This is a genomic window from Pseudoalteromonas sp. 2CM28B (assembly GCF_023161935.1).
Genome location: NZ_JALNTH010000012.1, coordinates 96,924 through 116,164, shown reverse-complemented (window position 1 = coordinate 116,164; position 19,241 = coordinate 96,924). Strand labels below are relative to the sequence as shown.

General features: G+C 37.9%; 15 protein-coding genes. 9 read left to right on the top strand and 6 right to left on the bottom strand.

The window, feature by feature from the left end; genetic code table 11:
• Positions 1–40 precede the first annotated feature (40 nt).
• Both MTN96_RS17035 and MTN96_RS17030 read left to right on the top strand, forming a co-directional pair.
• Positions 41–1,033 carry an LLM class flavin-dependent oxidoreductase gene (locus MTN96_RS17035; RefSeq protein WP_036984037.1) on the top strand — a complete coding sequence of 331 codons (993 nt, stop codon included), beginning with the start codon at positions 41–43 and terminating at the stop codon, positions 1,031–1,033.
• 224 nt (positions 1,034–1,257) lie between these two features.
• The gene (locus MTN96_RS17030) at positions 1,258–2,253 is read left to right on the top strand and encodes a patatin family protein (RefSeq protein ID WP_069439753.1); all 996 of its coding nucleotides are present in this window, start codon (positions 1,258–1,260) and stop codon (positions 2,251–2,253) included.
• Positions 2,254–2,325: 72 nt separating this feature from the next.
• Here the strand turns inward: MTN96_RS17030 and MTN96_RS17025 are convergent, their stop codons facing one another.
• The 3 genes from MTN96_RS17025 to MTN96_RS17015 form a co-directional block, all read right to left on the bottom strand.
• Positions 2,326–3,183: a DMT family transporter gene (locus MTN96_RS17025; RefSeq protein ID WP_248532294.1), complete on the bottom strand. Its 858-nt coding sequence runs from the start codon at positions 3,181–3,183 to the stop codon at positions 2,326–2,328.
• Between the two features lie 150 nt (positions 3,184–3,333).
• Positions 3,334–4,044 (bottom strand): AraC family transcriptional regulator, encoded by a 711-nt coding sequence (locus MTN96_RS17020; protein WP_138561526.1) that lies wholly within the window; start codon positions 4,042–4,044, stop codon positions 3,334–3,336.
• Between the two features lie 75 nt (positions 4,045–4,119).
• The gene (locus MTN96_RS17015; protein ID WP_069439756.1) at positions 4,120–4,551 is read right to left on the bottom strand and encodes an Lrp/AsnC family transcriptional regulator; all 432 of its coding nucleotides are present in this window, start codon (positions 4,549–4,551) and stop codon (positions 4,120–4,122) included.
• A 164-nt stretch (positions 4,552–4,715) separates the two neighbouring features.
• Here MTN96_RS17015 and MTN96_RS17010 point away from each other — a divergent pair, with 164 nt between their 5' ends.
• The 4 genes from MTN96_RS17010 (at position 4,716) to MTN96_RS16995 (ending at position 9,380) form a co-directional block, all read left to right on the top strand.
• On the top strand, positions 4,716–5,798 hold the full coding sequence (locus tag MTN96_RS17010) for an ornithine cyclodeaminase (protein WP_248474654.1): 1,083 nt from the start codon (positions 4,716–4,718) through the stop codon (positions 5,796–5,798).
• Entirely contained in the window at positions 5,795–6,706 is a 912-nt protein-coding gene (ctlX, locus tag MTN96_RS17005) for a citrulline utilization hydrolase CtlX (RefSeq protein WP_138561530.1), read from the top strand. Before MTN96_RS17010 ends, ctlX begins: the two co-directional genes overlap by 4 nt.
• Before the next feature lie 126 nt (positions 6,707–6,832).
• Positions 6,833–8,239 carry a sodium:alanine symporter family protein gene (locus tag MTN96_RS17000; protein WP_248532292.1) on the top strand — a complete coding sequence of 469 codons (1,407 nt, stop codon included), beginning with the start codon at positions 6,833–6,835 and terminating at the stop codon, positions 8,237–8,239.
• Between the two features lie 94 nt (positions 8,240–8,333).
• Entirely contained in the window at positions 8,334–9,380 is a 1,047-nt protein-coding gene (locus tag MTN96_RS16995; RefSeq protein WP_248532291.1) for a patatin-like phospholipase family protein, read from the top strand.
• 751 nt (positions 9,381–10,131) lie between these two features.
• On the opposite strand, the gene MTN96_RS16990 is transcribed toward MTN96_RS16995, so the two are convergent.
• The gene (locus MTN96_RS16990) at positions 10,132–10,695 is read right to left on the bottom strand and encodes a YSC84-related protein (RefSeq protein ID WP_036984047.1); all 564 of its coding nucleotides are present in this window, start codon (positions 10,693–10,695) and stop codon (positions 10,132–10,134) included.
• A 137-nt stretch (positions 10,696–10,832) separates the two neighbouring features.
• On the opposite strand from MTN96_RS16990, the gene MTN96_RS16985 reads away from it, so the two are divergent.
• Both MTN96_RS16985 and MTN96_RS16980 read left to right on the top strand, forming a co-directional pair.
• On the top strand, positions 10,833–12,044 hold the full coding sequence (locus MTN96_RS16985; RefSeq protein WP_248532290.1) for a tyrosine-type recombinase/integrase: 1,212 nt from the start codon (positions 10,833–10,835) through the stop codon (positions 12,042–12,044).
• Positions 12,044–13,240, top strand: coding sequence for a sodium:proton antiporter (locus tag MTN96_RS16980; RefSeq protein ID WP_248532289.1), 1,197 nt, complete (start codon positions 12,044–12,046; stop codon positions 13,238–13,240). Before MTN96_RS16985 ends, MTN96_RS16980 begins: the two co-directional genes overlap by 1 nt.
• A gap of 74 nt (positions 13,241–13,314) precedes the next feature.
• Here the strand turns inward: MTN96_RS16980 and MTN96_RS16975 are convergent, their stop codons facing one another.
• On the bottom strand, positions 13,315–16,362 hold the full coding sequence (locus MTN96_RS16975) for an FAD-binding and (Fe-S)-binding domain-containing protein (RefSeq protein ID WP_248532288.1): 3,048 nt from the start codon (positions 16,360–16,362) through the stop codon (positions 13,315–13,317).
• Positions 16,363–16,506: 144 nt separating this feature from the next.
• Between MTN96_RS16975 and MTN96_RS16970 the strand changes: the two genes are divergently transcribed.
• A complete protein-coding gene (locus tag MTN96_RS16970; protein WP_248532287.1) occupies positions 16,507–16,725 on the top strand; it encodes a PGPGW domain-containing protein in 219 nt (72 codons plus the stop codon).
• 50 nt (positions 16,726–16,775) lie between these two features.
• Here the strand turns inward: MTN96_RS16970 and ppsA are convergent, their stop codons facing one another.
• A complete protein-coding gene (ppsA, locus tag MTN96_RS16965; RefSeq protein WP_008108727.1) occupies positions 16,776–19,151 on the bottom strand; it encodes a phosphoenolpyruvate synthase in 2,376 nt (791 codons plus the stop codon).
• Positions 19,152–19,241 lie beyond the last annotated feature (90 nt).

Genomic DNA, 19,241 nt, shown 5'->3' with positions numbered 1-19,241 from the left:
TAACGCGCCATAAATCGCTATTTAATTTGGAGGTGCTACTTTGTTATCAACCATTCCTTTTTCGTTATTAGAACTGGCGCCTATGCCTAAAGGTGCCACTGTGAGTGACACCTTAAATAAAAGTACAGCCTATGCGCAAAAAGCTGAGGAACTCGGTTTTAATCGTTTTTGGTTAGCCGAGCATCATAATATGCCTGGGATTGTTTGTGCGGCTACTTCAATTTTGGTGGGGCACATAGCCGGTCACACTAAAAAAATACGCGTAGGGTCGGGTGGAATTATGTTACCTAATCACGCTCCTTTAGTTGTTGCTGAGCAATTTGGCACCTTAGAAAGTTTATACCCAGGTCGAATTGATTTAGGGTTAGGGCGCGCCCCAGGTAGCGATCCTGTGACAAGTCGTGCATTAAATAACGATATCAGCCGTGCTGAAAACTTTCCTAATGAAGTGAGCGAGTTACAAACATTATTGGGCCCTTATGAGGGAACTAAGCGCGTGCGAGCAATACCTGGTGAAAACACCAATGTTCCCATTTGGCTTTTAGGTTCAAGTTTATTTAGTGCGCAATTAGCTGCACAAAAAGGATTACCCTATGTATTTGCGGGGCACTTTGCACCGCGTTTTGTGCATGATGCAGTAGCCTTGTATAAACGAGAATTTAAACCATCAAGTGTATTAGCTAAGCCTTATGTCATGTTGGCATTACCTTTAGTGGCTGCCGATACAGATGAAGAAGCACAGTACTTATCAACTACATCTAAGCAGCGAGTGTTATCGTTAATTAGAGGCGACGAGTTGTGGTTAAAACCCCCAGTAGAAACAATGGAAGGTTTGTGGAGCGAACAAGAGCGCGCTCATGTTGAGAGCTTTTTAGGGTTAAGTGTTACCGGTGGGCCAGCCAGTATTAAACACAAGTTAGAAATGATCGTAAATCAATTAGGGGTCGATGAGCTTATATTCACCAATGACTTATTTGATAATGAAAAACGCCATAAGGCGCTTGAAATTTTAATGCAAATAAAACACGGATAAGCAATTGGTTAAGCAAGCGTACACTCAACGCTTGTTATGCTATTAAACAGATTAAAGTTGATTACGTCGGGGCCATTTTACATTATTTTAAAAAGTGGCAATGAAAAAGCTTGTTCTGTTTTTTCAATAGAACTGATTTAAACAATCAATTTTAATTATGAATATTGAGCGATTATTATAAGGGTATGCAACACAATTCAGCTAAATAAATAGGAAGGTAAAGCGTGAAATCTCAAAACAGTACGACACCCCATTCATGCAACGACTCAGTGCAGCCAAAAGTAGCGCTGATAGCAGAAGGTGGCGGACAACGAGGGATATTTACCGCGGGTGTACTCGATGCTTGGTTGGAGCAAGAGTATGATCCATTTGACTTGTTTATTGGCACATCTGCAGGCTCTCAAAACTTAACGAGCTATTTGGCACGTCAAAAAGGCTATGCTAAACGCCTGATCAGAGGCCTTTCGCGTCATAAACGTTTTTTTCAATTAGGTCGCGGCCTAATGGGCAAACATATTGTTGACCTAGATTGGTACTTTGATAAAACTACCGAAGTGAACAGAGCGCTTGATTTTAAAACCGCAAAAGCCAGTTTAGGTGACCGTGAGCTATTAATTACCGCAACTAATGCCCGTGATCGCAAACCTTATTTTTTATCCCCAACAGGGGAAGGCCAACAATGGCGAGAGCTATTAAAAGCGTCAAGTGCACTGCCATTTTTATATAAGCAAGGTGTAAAATTGACGCCGTGGTTAAATGCATTAGCCGCAAATGAATTAGGTAAAACCGAGATACAGTCAGAGTCTGATTTTTACTTAGACGGTGGCCTTGCCGCACCGCTTCCTGTACGCGAAGCCTATAATCGTGGCGCACGCAAAATTGTGGTTATACGCACCGTTGATGAAGCTTTTCAGGCTCAATCAGCATGGATAAGTAAATTAAAATCATTTGTTGAAGTATCTGGCTATTGCCCAAAAACAATAGATTACTTATTACAACATGAGCAAGCCTACGAAGATGAGTTAGCATTTATTGCTAACCCACCAAAAGATGTAGAAATAATCCAAATTTTTGCAAATCAAAAGCTTTATAGTAAGTTATTAGGCAGCTCAAATGATGACTTACGATTTGACTATAAACTTGGTTTAGCAGCAGGCCATAACTACTTAAAAAACCATCACCCAGCTCAGGATGATTATAAACACAGCTACATAGCGTAGCTGTATATTAACGCTTAAACTTAAATTACCACTTAAGTTTAAGCGTTGGTAAAATACCTCGGAAAATTAAAACTATGCTTTTTTTAAACTTATCGATGGCTTTTTATTGCTAATCGTCGCCCCTAATAAAATAAGTACTAAAGCTATAAATACTGACCAACTAAAGGGAGCCTGCGAGGCGAGTATTAAAATAAAGGTAGAGAGCACCGGCGTTAAAAAACTCAATGAGGCTAATAGCGATCGGTTACCGAACTTTAAACCATGATCCCATAAATAAAATGCACCACCCACTGGGCCTAATCCCAATAAAATAGCACCTAGACATTGTGAGACAGACAATCTAATAACGGTTGTTTCAAAATAAAAATGTGCAAAAAGGGCAAGCACTGCCACAATAAGTGAAAGCCAGCCTATGTCATCTACATGGCTATCAAATTGCGACATTAAATAAGAATAACTAGACCACAGTACCGCGCAGCAACCTGCAAAAAAATACCCTAAGTAATACTCACTATTGATAGATAATACACTGCCATCGGTAATTAAACTAAGCGTACCTAAAAACCCCAATAATCCGCCCAATATTGCTTTAAATTTAGACCCTGGGGTAGCCACAAATACACCCAGTAATAATGGCCAAAGATACACTATTAAACTTACCTCAATTAAAGGGCCGTATTTTAAAGCCATAAAATAACAAAAGTGAAAACCAAATAAGCCAGTAACACCTATTATAAGATGTTTTTTAGAAAGCTTAGGAGGGGTTAATAATGGCTGTTTTGAAGCAAAACGTTTTACTAATAAAATAATAAAAGAGAGTGCAAAGCACATAAAAAGTAACTGAAAAGCCGGGAGTGCTTTGGTTAAATTACCCAGTAAAGCTAAAAGCCCCCACGAAAATATTGCTAAAAAACCTATGTATGTTGCCATTAATTACCCTCCGTAAATACTATTTACTAAGTGTATCAGTTGAGGCTTTTAAAAATGTGCTAAAAAGACGGTGCTATTGTTTGTTATGACGCAATTTAACCTAAGTTATGCTTAAGCTTGATTTATTATCTCGTGTTTAGATTATCTACATTACTGCTTTGCAAATGCTTTAGGTGGCTGCCCAAAGTATAAATTAAACCGGCGGCTAAACGCAGAGGCATCGTTATAACCAATGCGCTCGCCTACTAAAGCAATCGGTAAGTCTGAATGGGTTAAAAGGGCGCGAGCGTGCTGCATTCGCAACATAGTTAAATATTGCAGTGCACTCATAGTGGTACTTTTTTTAAATACAGTTTTAAATTGCGTAACGCTTAAACAGGCTATATCAGCCAGCTCTTTTAACGTGTAGGGGTACGCTAAATTTTGCTTAACAATGGTTATTACATTATCTATTCGCTTATCAATATTACTGTGGCTACTTTGCTCACAAAGTAATAAGTAAAATAAATCAAAGGTTGAACTAGTAAGCTTGTCGTCGTTAACAAAAAGCAATTGCTGCTCTATAAATTGTAAGTAACTTAATAAACGGCTATCTATTGAGATTTTAGGGCATAAAAGATGAATAAGGTTTTGAGGTAGCGCGTCTAAATCTGCCACAATAAAACGCGCGGATTCATCGGCCGTAAAGGCATGCACCACGTTTTTCTCTATAATGATACAACTACCCGTACTAACCGTTGTTTTAAAGTCATTATTTAATGTTATGTGTATTTCACCGTGTAGGGGTAACACGAGTTGATGGTAATTATGCTGGTGGCGCTTTATATCTTGCGAATAATACCGAATAGAAAGCTTATTCATTGCCTACTCCAATATCTAATACATAAACCGAGTATTGCCTAAAATACTTTTAGTAAAACATAGCGTTAATAAACCCTAAGTAGATGATAATAATATACTGGTTTCGCTATTTAAAATGCCTTCTATTTCGCGTACTTGCCTGAGTATGCCATCAAACTCACCTAAATTTGCCGCCTGTATTTCAGCCACTAAATCCCAAGCGCCATTGGTGGTATGTAACTTTGTTAGCTCGGGTATACCGCGCATGGCTTTAATTACCTGCGATGTAGATTTACCAACCACTTCCACCATCATTATTGCTCTTACCGCTTCGGTTTCTATGTGTTCGTGTACACGCACCGTAAAGCCTAATATAGCACCCGATGAAACCAAACGGTCTAAGCGGTTTTGTACCGTCCCGCGCGACACTTTTAAAACATCAGCTAAAGCAGAAATAGAAGCACGGCCATCTTTTCTTAATTCAGCTATTAACGCGTTATCTAATGAGTCGTAAATATAAGGGGTCATAAAAAGTCTCGCTATTTTTCGATACAAATTACTAAATTTGCACATTAAAGCATAGCAAAATGATAAAAAATAATATCATTTGTATAAAATATTGGCATTTTAACTGGCATCTGTAGTCGATAAACTTATTTCAATTAGTTCATATTTTTATTACAGAGGTATACATGAGTCACTTTATCGTACAGCCAAAACAAGGTGTTCCATTTGTTAGCGTACAGGCAATGGCTAAACTTATAAATAAAGTAGGCATAGAAAATGTGCTATTAGAGCTCACCCAAAAATTAAAGCAAGACTTTGCTCGCTGGCACGAATTTGATAAATCACCACGTTATGCAGCGCACTCTCCTGATGGCGTAATAGAGCTTATGCCCGTAAGCGATGGCAAAATGTTTAGCTGTAAATATGTAAATGGCCACCCAAAAAACACCTTTAAGGAGCTTCAAACCGTCGCGGCCTTTGGTATTTTATCGGATGTTGATAGTGGCTATCCGGTTATGATCAGTGAAATGTGTTTACTGACTGCACTACGTACCGCAGCTACATCAGCATTGGTGGCTAAATACTTGGCACCTAAAAATTCAACAACGCTGACATTAATTGGTAATGGTGCACAGTCTGAGTTTCAGGCACTCGCTTTTAAAGCCGTATTAGGTATTACTCACATTCGCTTATACGATATTGATAAAAATGCCTCACAAAAAGCCTACAACAATTTAATTGACTATGGCTTAAATGTAACTCTATGCAATAGCGCAGAAGAAGCCGTGCAAGGCGCGCACATTATTACCACCTGCACAGCCGATAAAAAAAATGCCACTATTTTAACCAGCGATATGATCCCCCAGGGCGTGCATTTAAATGCCATTGGTGGCGATTGCCCTGGTAAAACAGAGCTTGATTCACAATTATTAGCGCGCGCAAATGTGTTTGTAGAGTACGAACCGCAAACCAGAATAGAGGGCGAAATACAGCAAATGAGCGATACCTTTGCCGTAACAGAGTTTCATAAAGTAATTAATAAACAAGCACCTGGGCGTACAAGTAACAACGAGCTTACTATTTTTGATGGGGTAGGTTTTGCAAGCGAAGACTTTACCGCGCTGGTGTATATTAAAGACGCGCTGGTGGCTGCTGGTGAGTTTGAACTACTTGATTTAATTACACAACAAGCCGATCCCCGTAATCTATTTTCGGTACTAAATACGGCTGATACACCTAGCATAACCAAGCAAGAGCAAGTGGCATGAGTTATATAAAGCAAGCACCAAGCGCTGTGGTTATGGTGCGACCGCATCACTTTACATCTAACCCACAAACTATGTTAGACAACACGTTTCAAAGCACCTGTAACTCAAAAAATCAGGGGCAGCTCGCTTTTGACGAAGTTACTAATGCGGTTAAATTATTACAAAACGAAGGCGTCACTGTTCATTTATTTGAAGATGAGCATACACACACGCCGGACTCAGTGTTTCCTAATAACTGGTTTTCAACACATCAAAGTGGTGAGCTAGTTGTTTATCCAATGTATGCAGAAAACAGAAGATTAGAATATCGAAAAGATATTATTGATTTTTTGACTAATCACTATAAAGTGTCATCTCTGACTGATTATTCATTTTTAGTGAAAGAAAATGCGTTTTTAGAAGGCACCGGGTCGCTTGTTATTGATCACCCACATAAGCTTGCTTATGCAGTAGAATCTAAGCGCACTACAAAAACTGTGGTAGATACAGTGTGTGAACAACTTAAGCTCAAACCTGTTGTATTTAATGCTTATGACGAACAAGGCACTGCGATTTATCATACTAATGTATTAATGTGTGTAGCAACAGAGTTTGCCATGATCAGCCTAGATATGGTGCCAATAAGTCAGCATAAACAATTAACTAGCCATTTTTTACAAAGCCATTTAGAAGTTATCAACTTAACAAATGAGCAAATAAATAGCTTTTGCGGCAACGCAATAGAGCTACAAGGTACAAATGGCCGTATTTTAGCACTCTCACAAACGGCGTTTAATGCACTTACAACCGAACAAAAAGCAGCAATACAACAAACAGCTAAACTTGTTTCGTTACCTATACCAACCATAGAGTCGGCGGGAGGTTCGGTTAGATGCATGATTGCTGGCATACACCTGAAAAGTAAATAACCTACCACTAAGTCTACATATTTAAGGCAGCTAAGCTGCCTTAATCTATGGCTAACATGCATAATAAAATGCCTCACACTCTAAAAAGTTTGAGTAAAAACATAATAAATATAAAAGGATTAGCCCATGTTCGATACCGTTGTAAAAAGTGTAAATGGCCTACTATGGGGAGACGGTCAAATACTGATTTACATACTACTGTTTGCAGGTATATGGTTTTCGGTACGGTTAAAAGCAATTCAACTAATAAAATTTAAACACATGTTTAGCCTTTTAAAAGGCAGTAGCAAGTGTAAAAAAAACGACATTTCATCATTTCAGGCATTATGTACCGGGCTATGTGCACGAGTAGGTACAGGTAATTTAGCTGGGGTAGCCGTTGCCATATCACTAGGCGGAAGCGGCGCCATATTTTGGATGTGGGTTATTGCCATACTTGGCATGGCAACCGGCTTTGCCGAAAGTGTATTAGGACAGGTGTATAAAGTACGCGATAGTAGTGGCGAGTTTAGAGGCGGCCCTGCATATTATATTCAGCAAGGTTTAGGCAGCCGTGCCTTTGCCATTGTGTTTGCCGCGTGTTTATTTTTAGGTTATGGTTTTACCTTTAGCGCCATGCAAACCAACACCATTACAGACGCACTTAACTATGCATTTGAAGTACCTACCTTTTACTCTGGTTTAGTTATTACTGTATTAGCAGGCTCAATTATACTTGGCGGCTTTAAAGCAATAGCTCGCTTTGCTGAACGTGTAGTGCCATTAATGGGCATATTATTTGTTGCCGCCGCCGTAATTATAACGCTTATAAATTTACCGCAAGTACCTGCCATGCTCAAAGATGTGTTTTTATCAGCGTTTGGCCTGCAAGAAGCCGGCGCAGGTGCAATGGGCGCAGCCATTAAAAATGGTATTCAACGTGGTTTATACTCTAACGAAGCCGGCGCGGGGAGTGTGCCCCATGCTGCAGCAAGCGCAAGCCCGATTCCTAATCACCCAGTAACACAAGGCTATATACAAATGCTTGGCGTGTTTTTTGACACCATTGTACTTTGTAGCTGTACAGCCGTTGTTATTTTATTAGCAGATATAGATATTAGCGGCGAAATGGAAGGCATACGTTTAACGCAAAGCGCCATGACCGCACACTTAGCACAAGGCGGCGTATATTTTGTTGCGGCAGCCATTACCTTATTTGCTTTTACCTCGGTGGTGGCCAACTACGCTTACGCCGAAAGTAACCTGCATTTATTTAAGCTCGACAACAAAGTAGGGCGCACAATTTATACATTACTTTATTTATCAATGATGCTTTGGGGCGCATCGGCATCATTAAAAGAAGTCTGGGACTTAGCCGATATTGCATTAGGGTTAATGACAGTGGTTAACGTAATCGCTATTATATTACTCACGCCAACTATTTTGTCTGTTACTAACGACTACCACGCACAAAGAGACAAAGGCATAGAGCCAGAGTTTAAGGTAAAAAACGTAAAAGTGCAGGGCGAATGTGAAGACGGAATTTGGGATTAAGATTAAAGTTTAAAAGTTGTATATTGCATAAGTATTCACTTTTAAGTTTGGCTTAAACAACATTAAGCTGCGACTCTACAGGTAGTATTTTTAGATGATCGACATTTATGCAGGTAAAACTGCAGCAAAAATAATAAACGAACAAGGGTTTAAACCTGAGCTTTTTACCTCGTTTTTAGGGGCAAGTGGTGGCCCTAAATGGTTTACCTTGTTTGGTTTAGATAAATATATATTTGGCGAATTTTTTAAACACCGTACTCAACCGCTTAATTTAATTGGATCATCGGCAGGGGCTTTTCGTTCTGCGTGTTTTGCACAAAACGAGCCTGTTGCTGCCATTGAGCGTTTAGCAAAATCGTATTCGCAAACGCGGTATTCTAGTAATAAACCAACACCCGCTGAAATTACACTAAAAGCTCGCTCATTATTAGATGATGTATTTGGGGAGCACGGCGTAACCGAAATTTTAAATAATCCTATTTTTAAAGCGCATTTTATAGTGGCAAAATCGAATGGCTTTATTGCTAGTGAAAATAAATTAATTCAACTTTTAGGTTTATCAAAAAGTTACATGCTTAATCGGGTTAACCGAAAATTATTAGGCTCGCAGTACGAGCGATTTATTTTTGGTGCGCTAAACAGCAATTTATCAATAACCGACAGTTATAATTTTAAAACGCAAAACATACCACTTAGCCAAACAAATTTAAAAGATGCCTTATTAGCATCGGGCTCTATACCACTAGTAATGCAAGGCATAAAAAATATTGCCGGTTCGCCACCAGGAATTTACCGCGATGGCGGCATTATTGATTACCACTTTGATTTAAAAATTAATAACCCAGGCTTAATTTTGTATCCGCATTTTAATTCAGATCCAAAAGCAGGGTGGTTTGATAAAAATTTAAAACGTAAAGTGGCGCCACAAAATTACGATAACGTGGTGATGATCTCCCCATCAAAAGAATTTATAGCCGGCTTACCTTACGGAAAAATCCCAGACAGAAACGATTTTACCGATCTCGATGCAGACACACGTATTAAATATTGGAATACCGTTTTTAGTGAAACTGAAAAATTGGCTGAAGCGTTGGATAAGAGATTATTTAAAGATAAATTTGATTGGAAGTCGTATTTGTAATTTATTATATGAAATTATAGTACCCATCAATTCCTGTTCGTAAAATGAAAACTAAAGGTGTAGAGCTTTTTTACTAATAGATTTAGTTAATTTTAAATTCACTAAATATCATTAAATGGGTACCTGCTAAAAATTCTTTTTAATAAATAATTTATCATGAAGTAAAAATTGCCATTTTACTGTAAAAATAATAAGTAACACAGGCAATTGCAAAATAAGCTGTCCTATTTGCCATGTTTACAAAAACATAAAACCAAGAAGTTTCATTGTACAGGTAAGCAATTTTCAAAGATAATTTGCTAGAGCTATAATGTAAATAAACAAATAAACTATTACCTAACAACGAAATAAAAAATAAAGAGATTGCAGCAAGGCCTGAATGAAGAAATTTGAAATATTCAGATGTTTGTTTGTGTTTTTTATAATCTGTTGAGCTTCCTGTTAAACTACAACATCTAGTAATTAATTTGTAAATCAAATGACTATTGGTTTTATGCTTTAACTTACAATAAGCTGGTGACATTATACTGTTATAATAGAAAATTCTATAATTTTTTCAATAATTCTATTGATGGAAGTAAATGTGTATATTTTTGATCACCATTTTAATGGCTGTTATTGACGTATGCTAACGCTCAATGATGCATTTAAATAATACAACCTATAAATTACGTTATGTTAAATAGTCTAGTTTATAAGAAAGCGAGCGTGATTATACAAAACAGCCCGCTTTTAGGAGAGTCATTAAGTGTTAATTTAGTTCAGAATCTACCCAAAATTTAGTACCTTTTAAAACGGCTTGCAGTGCAAGGCCGCTTTCGGTTAAAGAGTAAACAGTTACTTGGTCAGCAATAGCTTCGGCAACTAAAGCGCCACCTTTATCTTGGTATTTTGCAGCAGCATCGGCATTACCACCAAACGCCCAACCATGTTTAATAAATCTATTTAACGCTGCTTGATCGTGAAAAACCATCACAATATTGAAATCTTTAACACCTAAACCTAAGCCTAAACCAGCTTCACCCATATTCATATAGGTAGATTTTCCGGTTAGGTTATTTTTTACTACACCGTACCCACCACCAAAACTGGCTAAAATAACATTTACATTGGCATTATCAAAAACAGCATATCCGGCAGAGTTGGCGATTTGGGTTTTAACATCTGGTTTTTTTTCGTATAGAGCAGTTAGTGTATTCGATTTCATACTTTGTACTAAAGCACGTTTTTCTCCAGGGGAAGCACTGCCTGTAGTAGCACAACCTGTTAGTAATACACTTATTGTAAGTAGGCCTAACACTATAAATTTTTTCATAAAACTTTCCTTGATAAGATTCATACCAAAACACAACAATGTTTAAATAAATACATTTTTACTATGTCCAATACTAGACAGTATCGGACTTTAAGGTTAACCTATAAGTCTATTATTTTCTTATATATTTTACTATTATGCTTGTTGCTCTGGTCGATACATTTAAACAATTACGTTATCAAATAGCTCATCTTGAAGATAATACACTCTCATCAGAATATCCAGAACTAGCCTCTTTTATACAGCAAGTCAGCTTGACTGTAACTGAATCAAAGGCTGATCTTAATTTTTTATACCAGTTTTTATATGTTTATGGCCGAAAATCTGAGGCAACCTATAGCCGTTTTCGTAATGAGTTGGAACGGTTTTATTTATGGTCATGGCTTATAGCTGAAAAATCTGTATTTGAACTTAAGCGTGAAGATATTGAAGCCTATATTGATTTTATGGTTGAACCGGATAAAAAATGGGCATCTACATCTGTTCAATGGCGTTATAAAGATGAGCAAGGAATTCGTCGGTTAAATCAAAATTGGCGCCCTTTCATGTTAAAAGAATCTATTGCGAGTCAGCAAACATTATCGGCCATGTTTACTGCCCTCAATGTATTTTATAAATTCGCTATTTTAGAAGAAAAAACCTTTGCTAACTTTGTACCTGTTGTTAAAAAAAATAGTCCCTACTTGGTTGTGCAATCGCAAATACAAATCCCCGATACATTAAGTGATATTCAATGGGAATATGTATTTGGCGTTACCCGAGATATATGCGAAAAAAAACCAGAGTATGAAAGAAACTTATTTACCCTCGCCTGTTTAAAAGGACTCTACCTTCGTATTTCAGAATTATCAGAGCGACCACAATGGTCACCTGTTATGTCTCATTTTTGGCAAGATAATGATGGCTTTTGGTTTTTACGAATAATGGGTAAAGGAAATAAGTTACGCGATGTAACTTTAAGTGATGATTTTCTTGAGTATTTAAAACGTTATCGGTTATGCCGTGGTTTACCTGCCCTGCCCCGGGTTGACGAATCCGACCCGTTAGTGCATAAAATTCGTGGTCAAGGTGGAATGACCGTAAGACAAATTCGCAGATTGGTACAACAAAGTTTCGATATTGCGCAACAATCTTTACTTGATGATGGATTTAAAGATGACGCGGAACAATTAGAAGCGGCCACTGCGCATTGGTTACGCCATACGGGGGCAACGCATGACGCACAAACTCGACCTTTAAAACATTTATCTGAAGATTTAGGCCACGCAAAAATTGCTACAACCGATCAAATTTATATTCAAACAAATATTAAAGAACGGGCAAAATCTGGAATAAAAAGGAAAATTTAATGGAATACTTAGTTATTGCTTTTATTGGTGCATTATTTTTAATTTATTCTATAACACTACGCCAATTAGAAAAAACAGAAATTACCGGGCCGATGTTTTTTGTTATAGGGGGGATACTGCTAGCATTGATAGCTCCGAACGAAAGTGAAAATTTTAAAAATGGCTTACGGTATTTACTACCCTTTATAGAATTAACGCTCAGTATCTTTTTATTTACCGATGCAGCAAAGTCAAAATTAGGAGTATTAAGGCATAGTTTTCAATATCCAAGTTTACTTTTATTTGTTGCCTTACCATTAACTCTATTACTCGGGGTTGCTACCGCGTTATTTTTATTTGCTGAGCTTTCATTAATTCAAGCAGCACTTATCGCAATTATATTAACCCCAACCGATGCGGCTTTAAGTAAGGGATTATTAAGCAATACAAAAGTACCTGAAAAAATTCGTGAAGGAATAAATACCGAAAGTGGTTTGAATGATGGTTTATGTGTTCCTATTTTTTTAATATTTATATTACTGGCAAAAAATCCAGAATCTGCAATTACAGCAACGCAAGCGTTAAGTGTGTTTGGCAGAGAACTTGGTTTAGCCTTATTAATTGCCTTTACAAGTATTGCTATTTTTATTCCGTGTTTAAATTTTGCAATGAAGCGACATTACTTTGCGCAAAACACGAGTCCTTTTTTATTATTAGGTTTTGCTATGGCGGTGTTTTCGATTACGCAATATTTTCATGGCAGTGGATTTATTGCGGTGTTTGTTGCGGGTTTATTATTTGATAAATACGCGAGTACTAAAATAAACAAAGAGCTGATTGAAGACTCAGAGCATATAGCTGACTTTTCCTCTTTAATGATCTGGTGTTTGTTTGGATTTGTATGTGCTTATTTAGTTTTACCTAAATTAAATTTAGCGATAATAACGTATGCATTATTAAGTACGACTTTAATTAGAATAATACCGGTTATGCTGTCATTGCAATTTACAGCGCTAACAATTAAAGAGCGTTTTACATTTGCTTGGTTTGGGCCAAGAGGATTGGCCTCAATTGTTTTTACCTTAATGGTAATAGACACAAAAATAGAAAATAAATTTCAAATTGCGACCATTGCTATGACCACAATTTTATTTAGTGTATTTATTCATGGTATTAGTACAAAACCCATTGCAGACAGTTTTTCTAAAAAAAACTAAATAAATATAAACAAAAAGGCGTAACTTAATAATAAGTTGCGCCTTTTTATTTTTCAGTTTACTTAGTTAAATTATTAACTAAGTACATTTGCCAGTAACTCTATTGGATGCTTGGGTTTAAACTTTTCAAAACGTTTAACTTGGCTACGACATGAAAAGCCAGTTGATAAAAGTTGCTCAGGTTTATTTTTATCAACAATAGGTTTCCAACTCATTTCGTAAAGCGATCGAGAGTTATCTTGGTTTTGTGCTTCGTGGCCATACGTACCTGCCATTCCACAACAACCCGTATTTGTAGTGTTTAATGTTAAACCAAGTTCATCAAAAATAGTTTTCCAAACACTTGCCGCTTTTGGTAAAGCGGTTGTTTCAGTGCAGTGGCTCAATAATGTAAATTCAGTATTTAAATTTTGTTTAGCCGTTAACTGTTTAAACGATTGTGTTTCTAGCCATTCATGAGCAAGTAGCACATGAAAATCACCACGGTTATTTTCTAAAATTGTATTATATTCATCGCGATAACACATCACTAAAGAAGCATCTAAACCTACTAATGGCGCATTGATTTCGTTAAGTTGATTTAGAAATTCTGCAGCATTTTTAGCTGTCACTTTAAACTCATGTAAAAAACCTTTAACATGTTGGGGCTTACCATTGGGTTTAAATGGTAACAACATGGGTTTTTTTCCAAGCTGTGTGATCAGTGTAATAAAGCTCTCAACCAATTCAGCTTCGTAAAAGCTGGTGAATGGGTCTTGAACAATGAGTACATACTCATTTTGCTCATTGGCGCTTAACTTTTTAAGTAAATCTAAATCGAATTTTTGCGCTTTGTTTACACGTTTACCGAGTGCCGGAATACTTAGCTGCGGGGTATCAACATAACCGACCGTTTTTTTAATGATGCTACTAACCAATGATGTTTTTACAATTGGGTTAATAATCCGAGCAAACTTTGCCATTAACGGTGCGCTATTTTCGATATTACCTACTAAATAATCTTTGAGTGGGCGCGCATAATAACTATGGTAATAATTTAAAAAACGAGATCGAAATGTTGGTACATCTACCTTTATTGGGCAAGCGGTAGTACACGCTTTACATGCTAAACATTCGTCCATTGATGCTTTTACTTCGTGAGAAAAATCGTAAACGCCTTTGTTTTTGTTACGGCTATGAACAAAACGCTCCCACCAGGTGATAACTTCGCCTTTGTTAAGTTCTTTTTCTACTTCAAGCAAATTAACATCTTTTGACTCTTGAAGTCGTAACCATTCACGCATTAAACCCGCGCGACCTTTAGGTGAATTACGGCGATCGCCGGTCACTTTATAAGATGGGCACATTGGCGAGTTTTCATCATAATTAAAACACAAGCCGTTACCATTACAGGTCATTGCATTATTAAAACTGGTTTTAACATCAATTGAAATTTGCTTATCGAAGTAAGAACGTTTCTGCCCATCTACACTCACAAGTGAGTCTTTACTTTCAATAGGTGTACATATTTTACCGGGGTTTATTTTGTTGTTTGGGTCAAACACAGATTTTATTTTGCGTAATTGAGTAAATAAATGCTCACCAAAAAATTCAGGGCCGTATTCACTTCGGTAGCCTTTACCATGCTCGCCCCACATTAATCCACCGTATTTAGCGGTGAGTTTTACTACCTCATCTGAGATTGTGCGTAATAATTTTTCTTGTTCTGGATCGCACATATCAAGCGCGGGCCTAACATGTAATACACCGGCATCAACATGGCCAAACATACCATATTGTAAATTATGGCTATCAAGTAGCGCTCTAAATTCAACAATGTAATCGGCTAAATTTTCAGGCGGTACGGCAGTATCCTCGGCAAACGCGAGGGGTTTTTGGCTTCCTTTTACATTACCGAGTAAACCCACTGATTTTTTACGCATTGCATAAATTTTTAGTATATCGCTTTTATCGCTGGTTAACTGATAGCCAATAACCCCATTAGTTTGGTTTTCAACGCACTCATCTAATAATTTACATAAAGTGTCTACTTTGTCTTTTATGTCTTGTGGTGATACTGCATTAAACTCAACCATGTTGAGTCCTTGCATATCTTTATTTGGTACATCGGTTATTAAGTTCGATACTGAATGCCAAATAATGTCTTCGCGCGCAAGATTCAAAACTTTGCTGTCAACGGTTTCAACTGAGGTAGCTCGGGCATCAACCAGAAATGGTGAATGGCGAAGTGCAGAATCAAAACTGTCATATTTTATATTGATGAGTGTTTTAAATTCAGCAATGGGTGTTAGGTTTAATTTTGCTTCAGTGACTATACCTAATGAGCCTTCAGAGCCTGTAATTAGTCGACTCATGTCAAAAGTTTGTAAGTCTTCACTTAGCACATGTTCTAAATCATACCCAGTTAAGAAGCGATTTAATCGTGGGAATTTGGCTAATATAGCGTCGCGTTCATTAATTGAAATATCTAAAACTGTTTTGTATATTTGCCCAATTAATGTGTCTTGATCGGCAATTATTTTTGCTTTTTCTATATCTATTGGGCTGGTAGACATTGCTGTGCCGTCGACCAAATACGTGGTTAACCCTAAAACATGGTCGCTGGTTTTGCCATAAACTAATGACCCTTGGCCAGATGCATCTGTACTGATCATGCCGCCAATAGTGGCGCGGTTACTAGTAGATAAATCGGGTGAAAAGAAAAATCCATACGGTTTTAAAAAGTCGTTAAGTTGATCTTTTATCACGCCCGTTTGAACTCTTACCCAACCCTCTTCTACATTTATTTCGAGGATTTCACGCATGTAACGTGATAAATCAACCACAATACCTGGGGTTAAAGACTGTCCGTTTGTGCCTGTGCCGCCACCGCGAGGACCAAAAGTTAACGACAAAAACGGGTCATGAGATGCCGTTTGTAAGGCAATTTGTATGTCTTTTTCGCTTTTTGGAAAAATAACACCTTGCGGAAGCTGCTGATAAATACTGTTATCGGTTGATGCAGTCAGTCTGGTTGCATAACTGGCGTCTGTATCTCCAGTAAACCCTTGATTTTTTATGGTATTTAAGTAATTTGCAACCAGCTCGGTCGCGGCATCTTGTTGTGTGATCGTTGCTATCATGGCGGCGCTATTTAATGCATTTGTGTAATTATATCATGGTGATGGCTAATAGAAATTGAAGATTTTACAGTTTTTAACACTCTTTTAATCGAAATTTGAGCAGCTGTAATTATAATCAAGTTAAACGCCTACTATGAGGTTTATATGAAAAAACTACTTATACAGATCAGCGGGACACTGTTTATTTTATTAGGACTACTATTTGCCGTAGTACCAGGGCCTTCGTTAATATTTTTTATTGCAGGTTTACTGTGCTTTTCTATGTATTACCCAAAAGCGAGAGGTTATTTAGCGTGGTGTCAAAAAGCACTTACTCGATCATGTGCTTATTTAGATAAAAAATTAGTAAAACATACATTTTAATAAGCCATAAAAAATGCCAGCAGATGCTGGCATTTTTTTAACAAGGTAATTTATTTTGCAAGTTTGTCTGCTAAATATAACCATGTTTCTAGTACTGTATCTGGGTTAAGCGAAACAGAATCAATGCCCTGCTCTACTAACCATGCTGCAAAGTCTTCATGATCTGAAGGACCTTGACCACAAATACCTACATATTTACCTTTTTCTTTGGCTGTTTTAATAGCCATAGAAAGTAGCTTTTTGATTGCAGGATCACGCTCATCAAATAGGTGCGCAATTAAACCTGAGTCGCGATCAAGACCAAGCGTTAACTGTGTTAAATCGTTAGAACCGATAGAGAAACCATCGAAGTATTCTAAGAATTCTTCAGCCATTAATGCATTTGACGGAAGCTCACACATCATGATTACTTTAAGACCATTTTCGCCACGTTTAAGGCCATGTTCTTCAAGTAATTCAATAACGCGTTTACCTTCTTCAAGGGTACGTACGAATGGGATCATGATTTCGATGTTGGTCATATCCATGCTGTTTCTTACGCGTTTTATAGCTTCACACTCAAGTGCAAAACAATCACGGAAGTCTTCAGAGATATAACGTGCAGCGCCACGGAAACCAATCATTGGGTTTTCTTCTTCTGGCTCGTATTGCTGGCCGCCCACTAAGTTAGCATATTCGTTTGATTTAAAATCAGACATACGAACAATTACACGCTCTGGTGCAAACGCACAACCTAAGGTAGAAATACCTTCAACTAGTTTACCGATGTAGAATTCAACAGGTGATTCGTAACCGGCAATCATGTCTGTGATTTCTGCTTTTAATGCATCTGTTTGTGCATCAAAATTTAATAACGCTTTAGGGTGAACGCCAATCATACGGTTGATGATAAACTCAACGCGCGCAAGGCCTACACCTGAATGTGGTAAACGTGCAAAATCGAATGCGCGATCTGGGTTACCTACGTTCATCATTACTTTCATTGGAAGTTCAGGCATTTCGTCAACACGTGAAGTAAGTACTTCAAAGTCTAAAATACCTTCGTAGATGAAACCTGTATCGCCTTCGGCACATGATACAGTAACTTCTTGACCTGCTTTAATTAAGTCTGTTGCATTACCACAACCAACAACGGCTGGAATACCTAACTCACGTGCAATGATTGCAGCATGACATGTACGACCACCACGATTTGTAACAATCGCAGCCGCGCGTTTCATAATAGGTTCCCAATCAGGGTCTGTCATGTCGGTAACTAAAATGTCACCTACTTGTACTTGGTCCATCTCTTTGATTGAATCAAGCACGCGTACAACACCACTACCAATTTTATGACCAATTGCACGGCCTTCAACAACAACATTGCTGCTGCCATTTAGTTGGAAGCGTTCCATTACGTTTGTGTCTTCGTTTGAACGAACAGTTTCTGGACGCGCTTGAACTATATATAGTTTGCCATCGTTACCATCTTTTGCCCATTCGATGTCCATTGGACGACCGTAATGCTTTTCAATGATTACAGCTTGTTTGGCAAGATCTTGCACTTCTTCATCTGTAATCGAAAATTTGTTTGAAAGTGCTGAGTCTACGTCAACAATTTCTACTTGTTTGCCATGAGCTTTGTCTTGAGAGTAAATCATTTGAATGGCTTTAGAGCCAATGTTACGACGTACCACAGCTGGCTTGTTTTTAAGTAGCGTTGGTTTATGAACATAAAATTCATCTGGGTTAACCGCACCCTGTACAACCATTTCACCCAAACCATAGCTTGATGTGATAAAGACTACATCTTCAAAGCCCGATTCAGTATCAATACTAAACATAACACCTGATGCTGATTTATCAGAGCGTACCATGCGTTGAATACCCGCTGATAGCGCTACACCACGGTGATCGTAGCCTTGGTGAACACGATAAGAAATAGCGCGGTCGTTAAATAACGAAGCGAATACGTGTTTAATAGCAGTCATTACAGAATCAATACCAACAACGTTTAAAAACGTTTCTTGTTGGCCTGCAAACGAGGCGTCTGGCATATCTTCAGCAGTAGCTGATGAACGAACAGCGAATGAAACATCTGCAGAAGCGTCACCATGAAGTTGGCTGTATGCATCGCGGATTGCTTTATCTAGACTAGGTTGGAATGGGGTATCGATAATCCACTGACGGATATCGGCGCCGACTTTGGCGAGTGTGTTTACATCATCAACATCAAGAGTATCTAAAATGTCGTGAATTTTTGCGTTGAGTCCTGATTGTTCTAAAAACTCGTTAAAAGCGTCTGAGGTAGTAGCAAAACCACCTGGGACTTGCACACCTGCGTTAGCTAAGTTTGAAATCATTTCACCAAGTGAGGCATTTTTACCACCAACTCGAGGAACATCTTGCATACCAAGCTCTTGATACCAGAGAACGTATTCTTGCACGGATCTTTCTCCAAAAAACAAATTGTAGTACTAACTGTGAGAGTTAAGAAAGAAAACCTTTCATAAAGGTCGCCCCCATTCTACACTGGC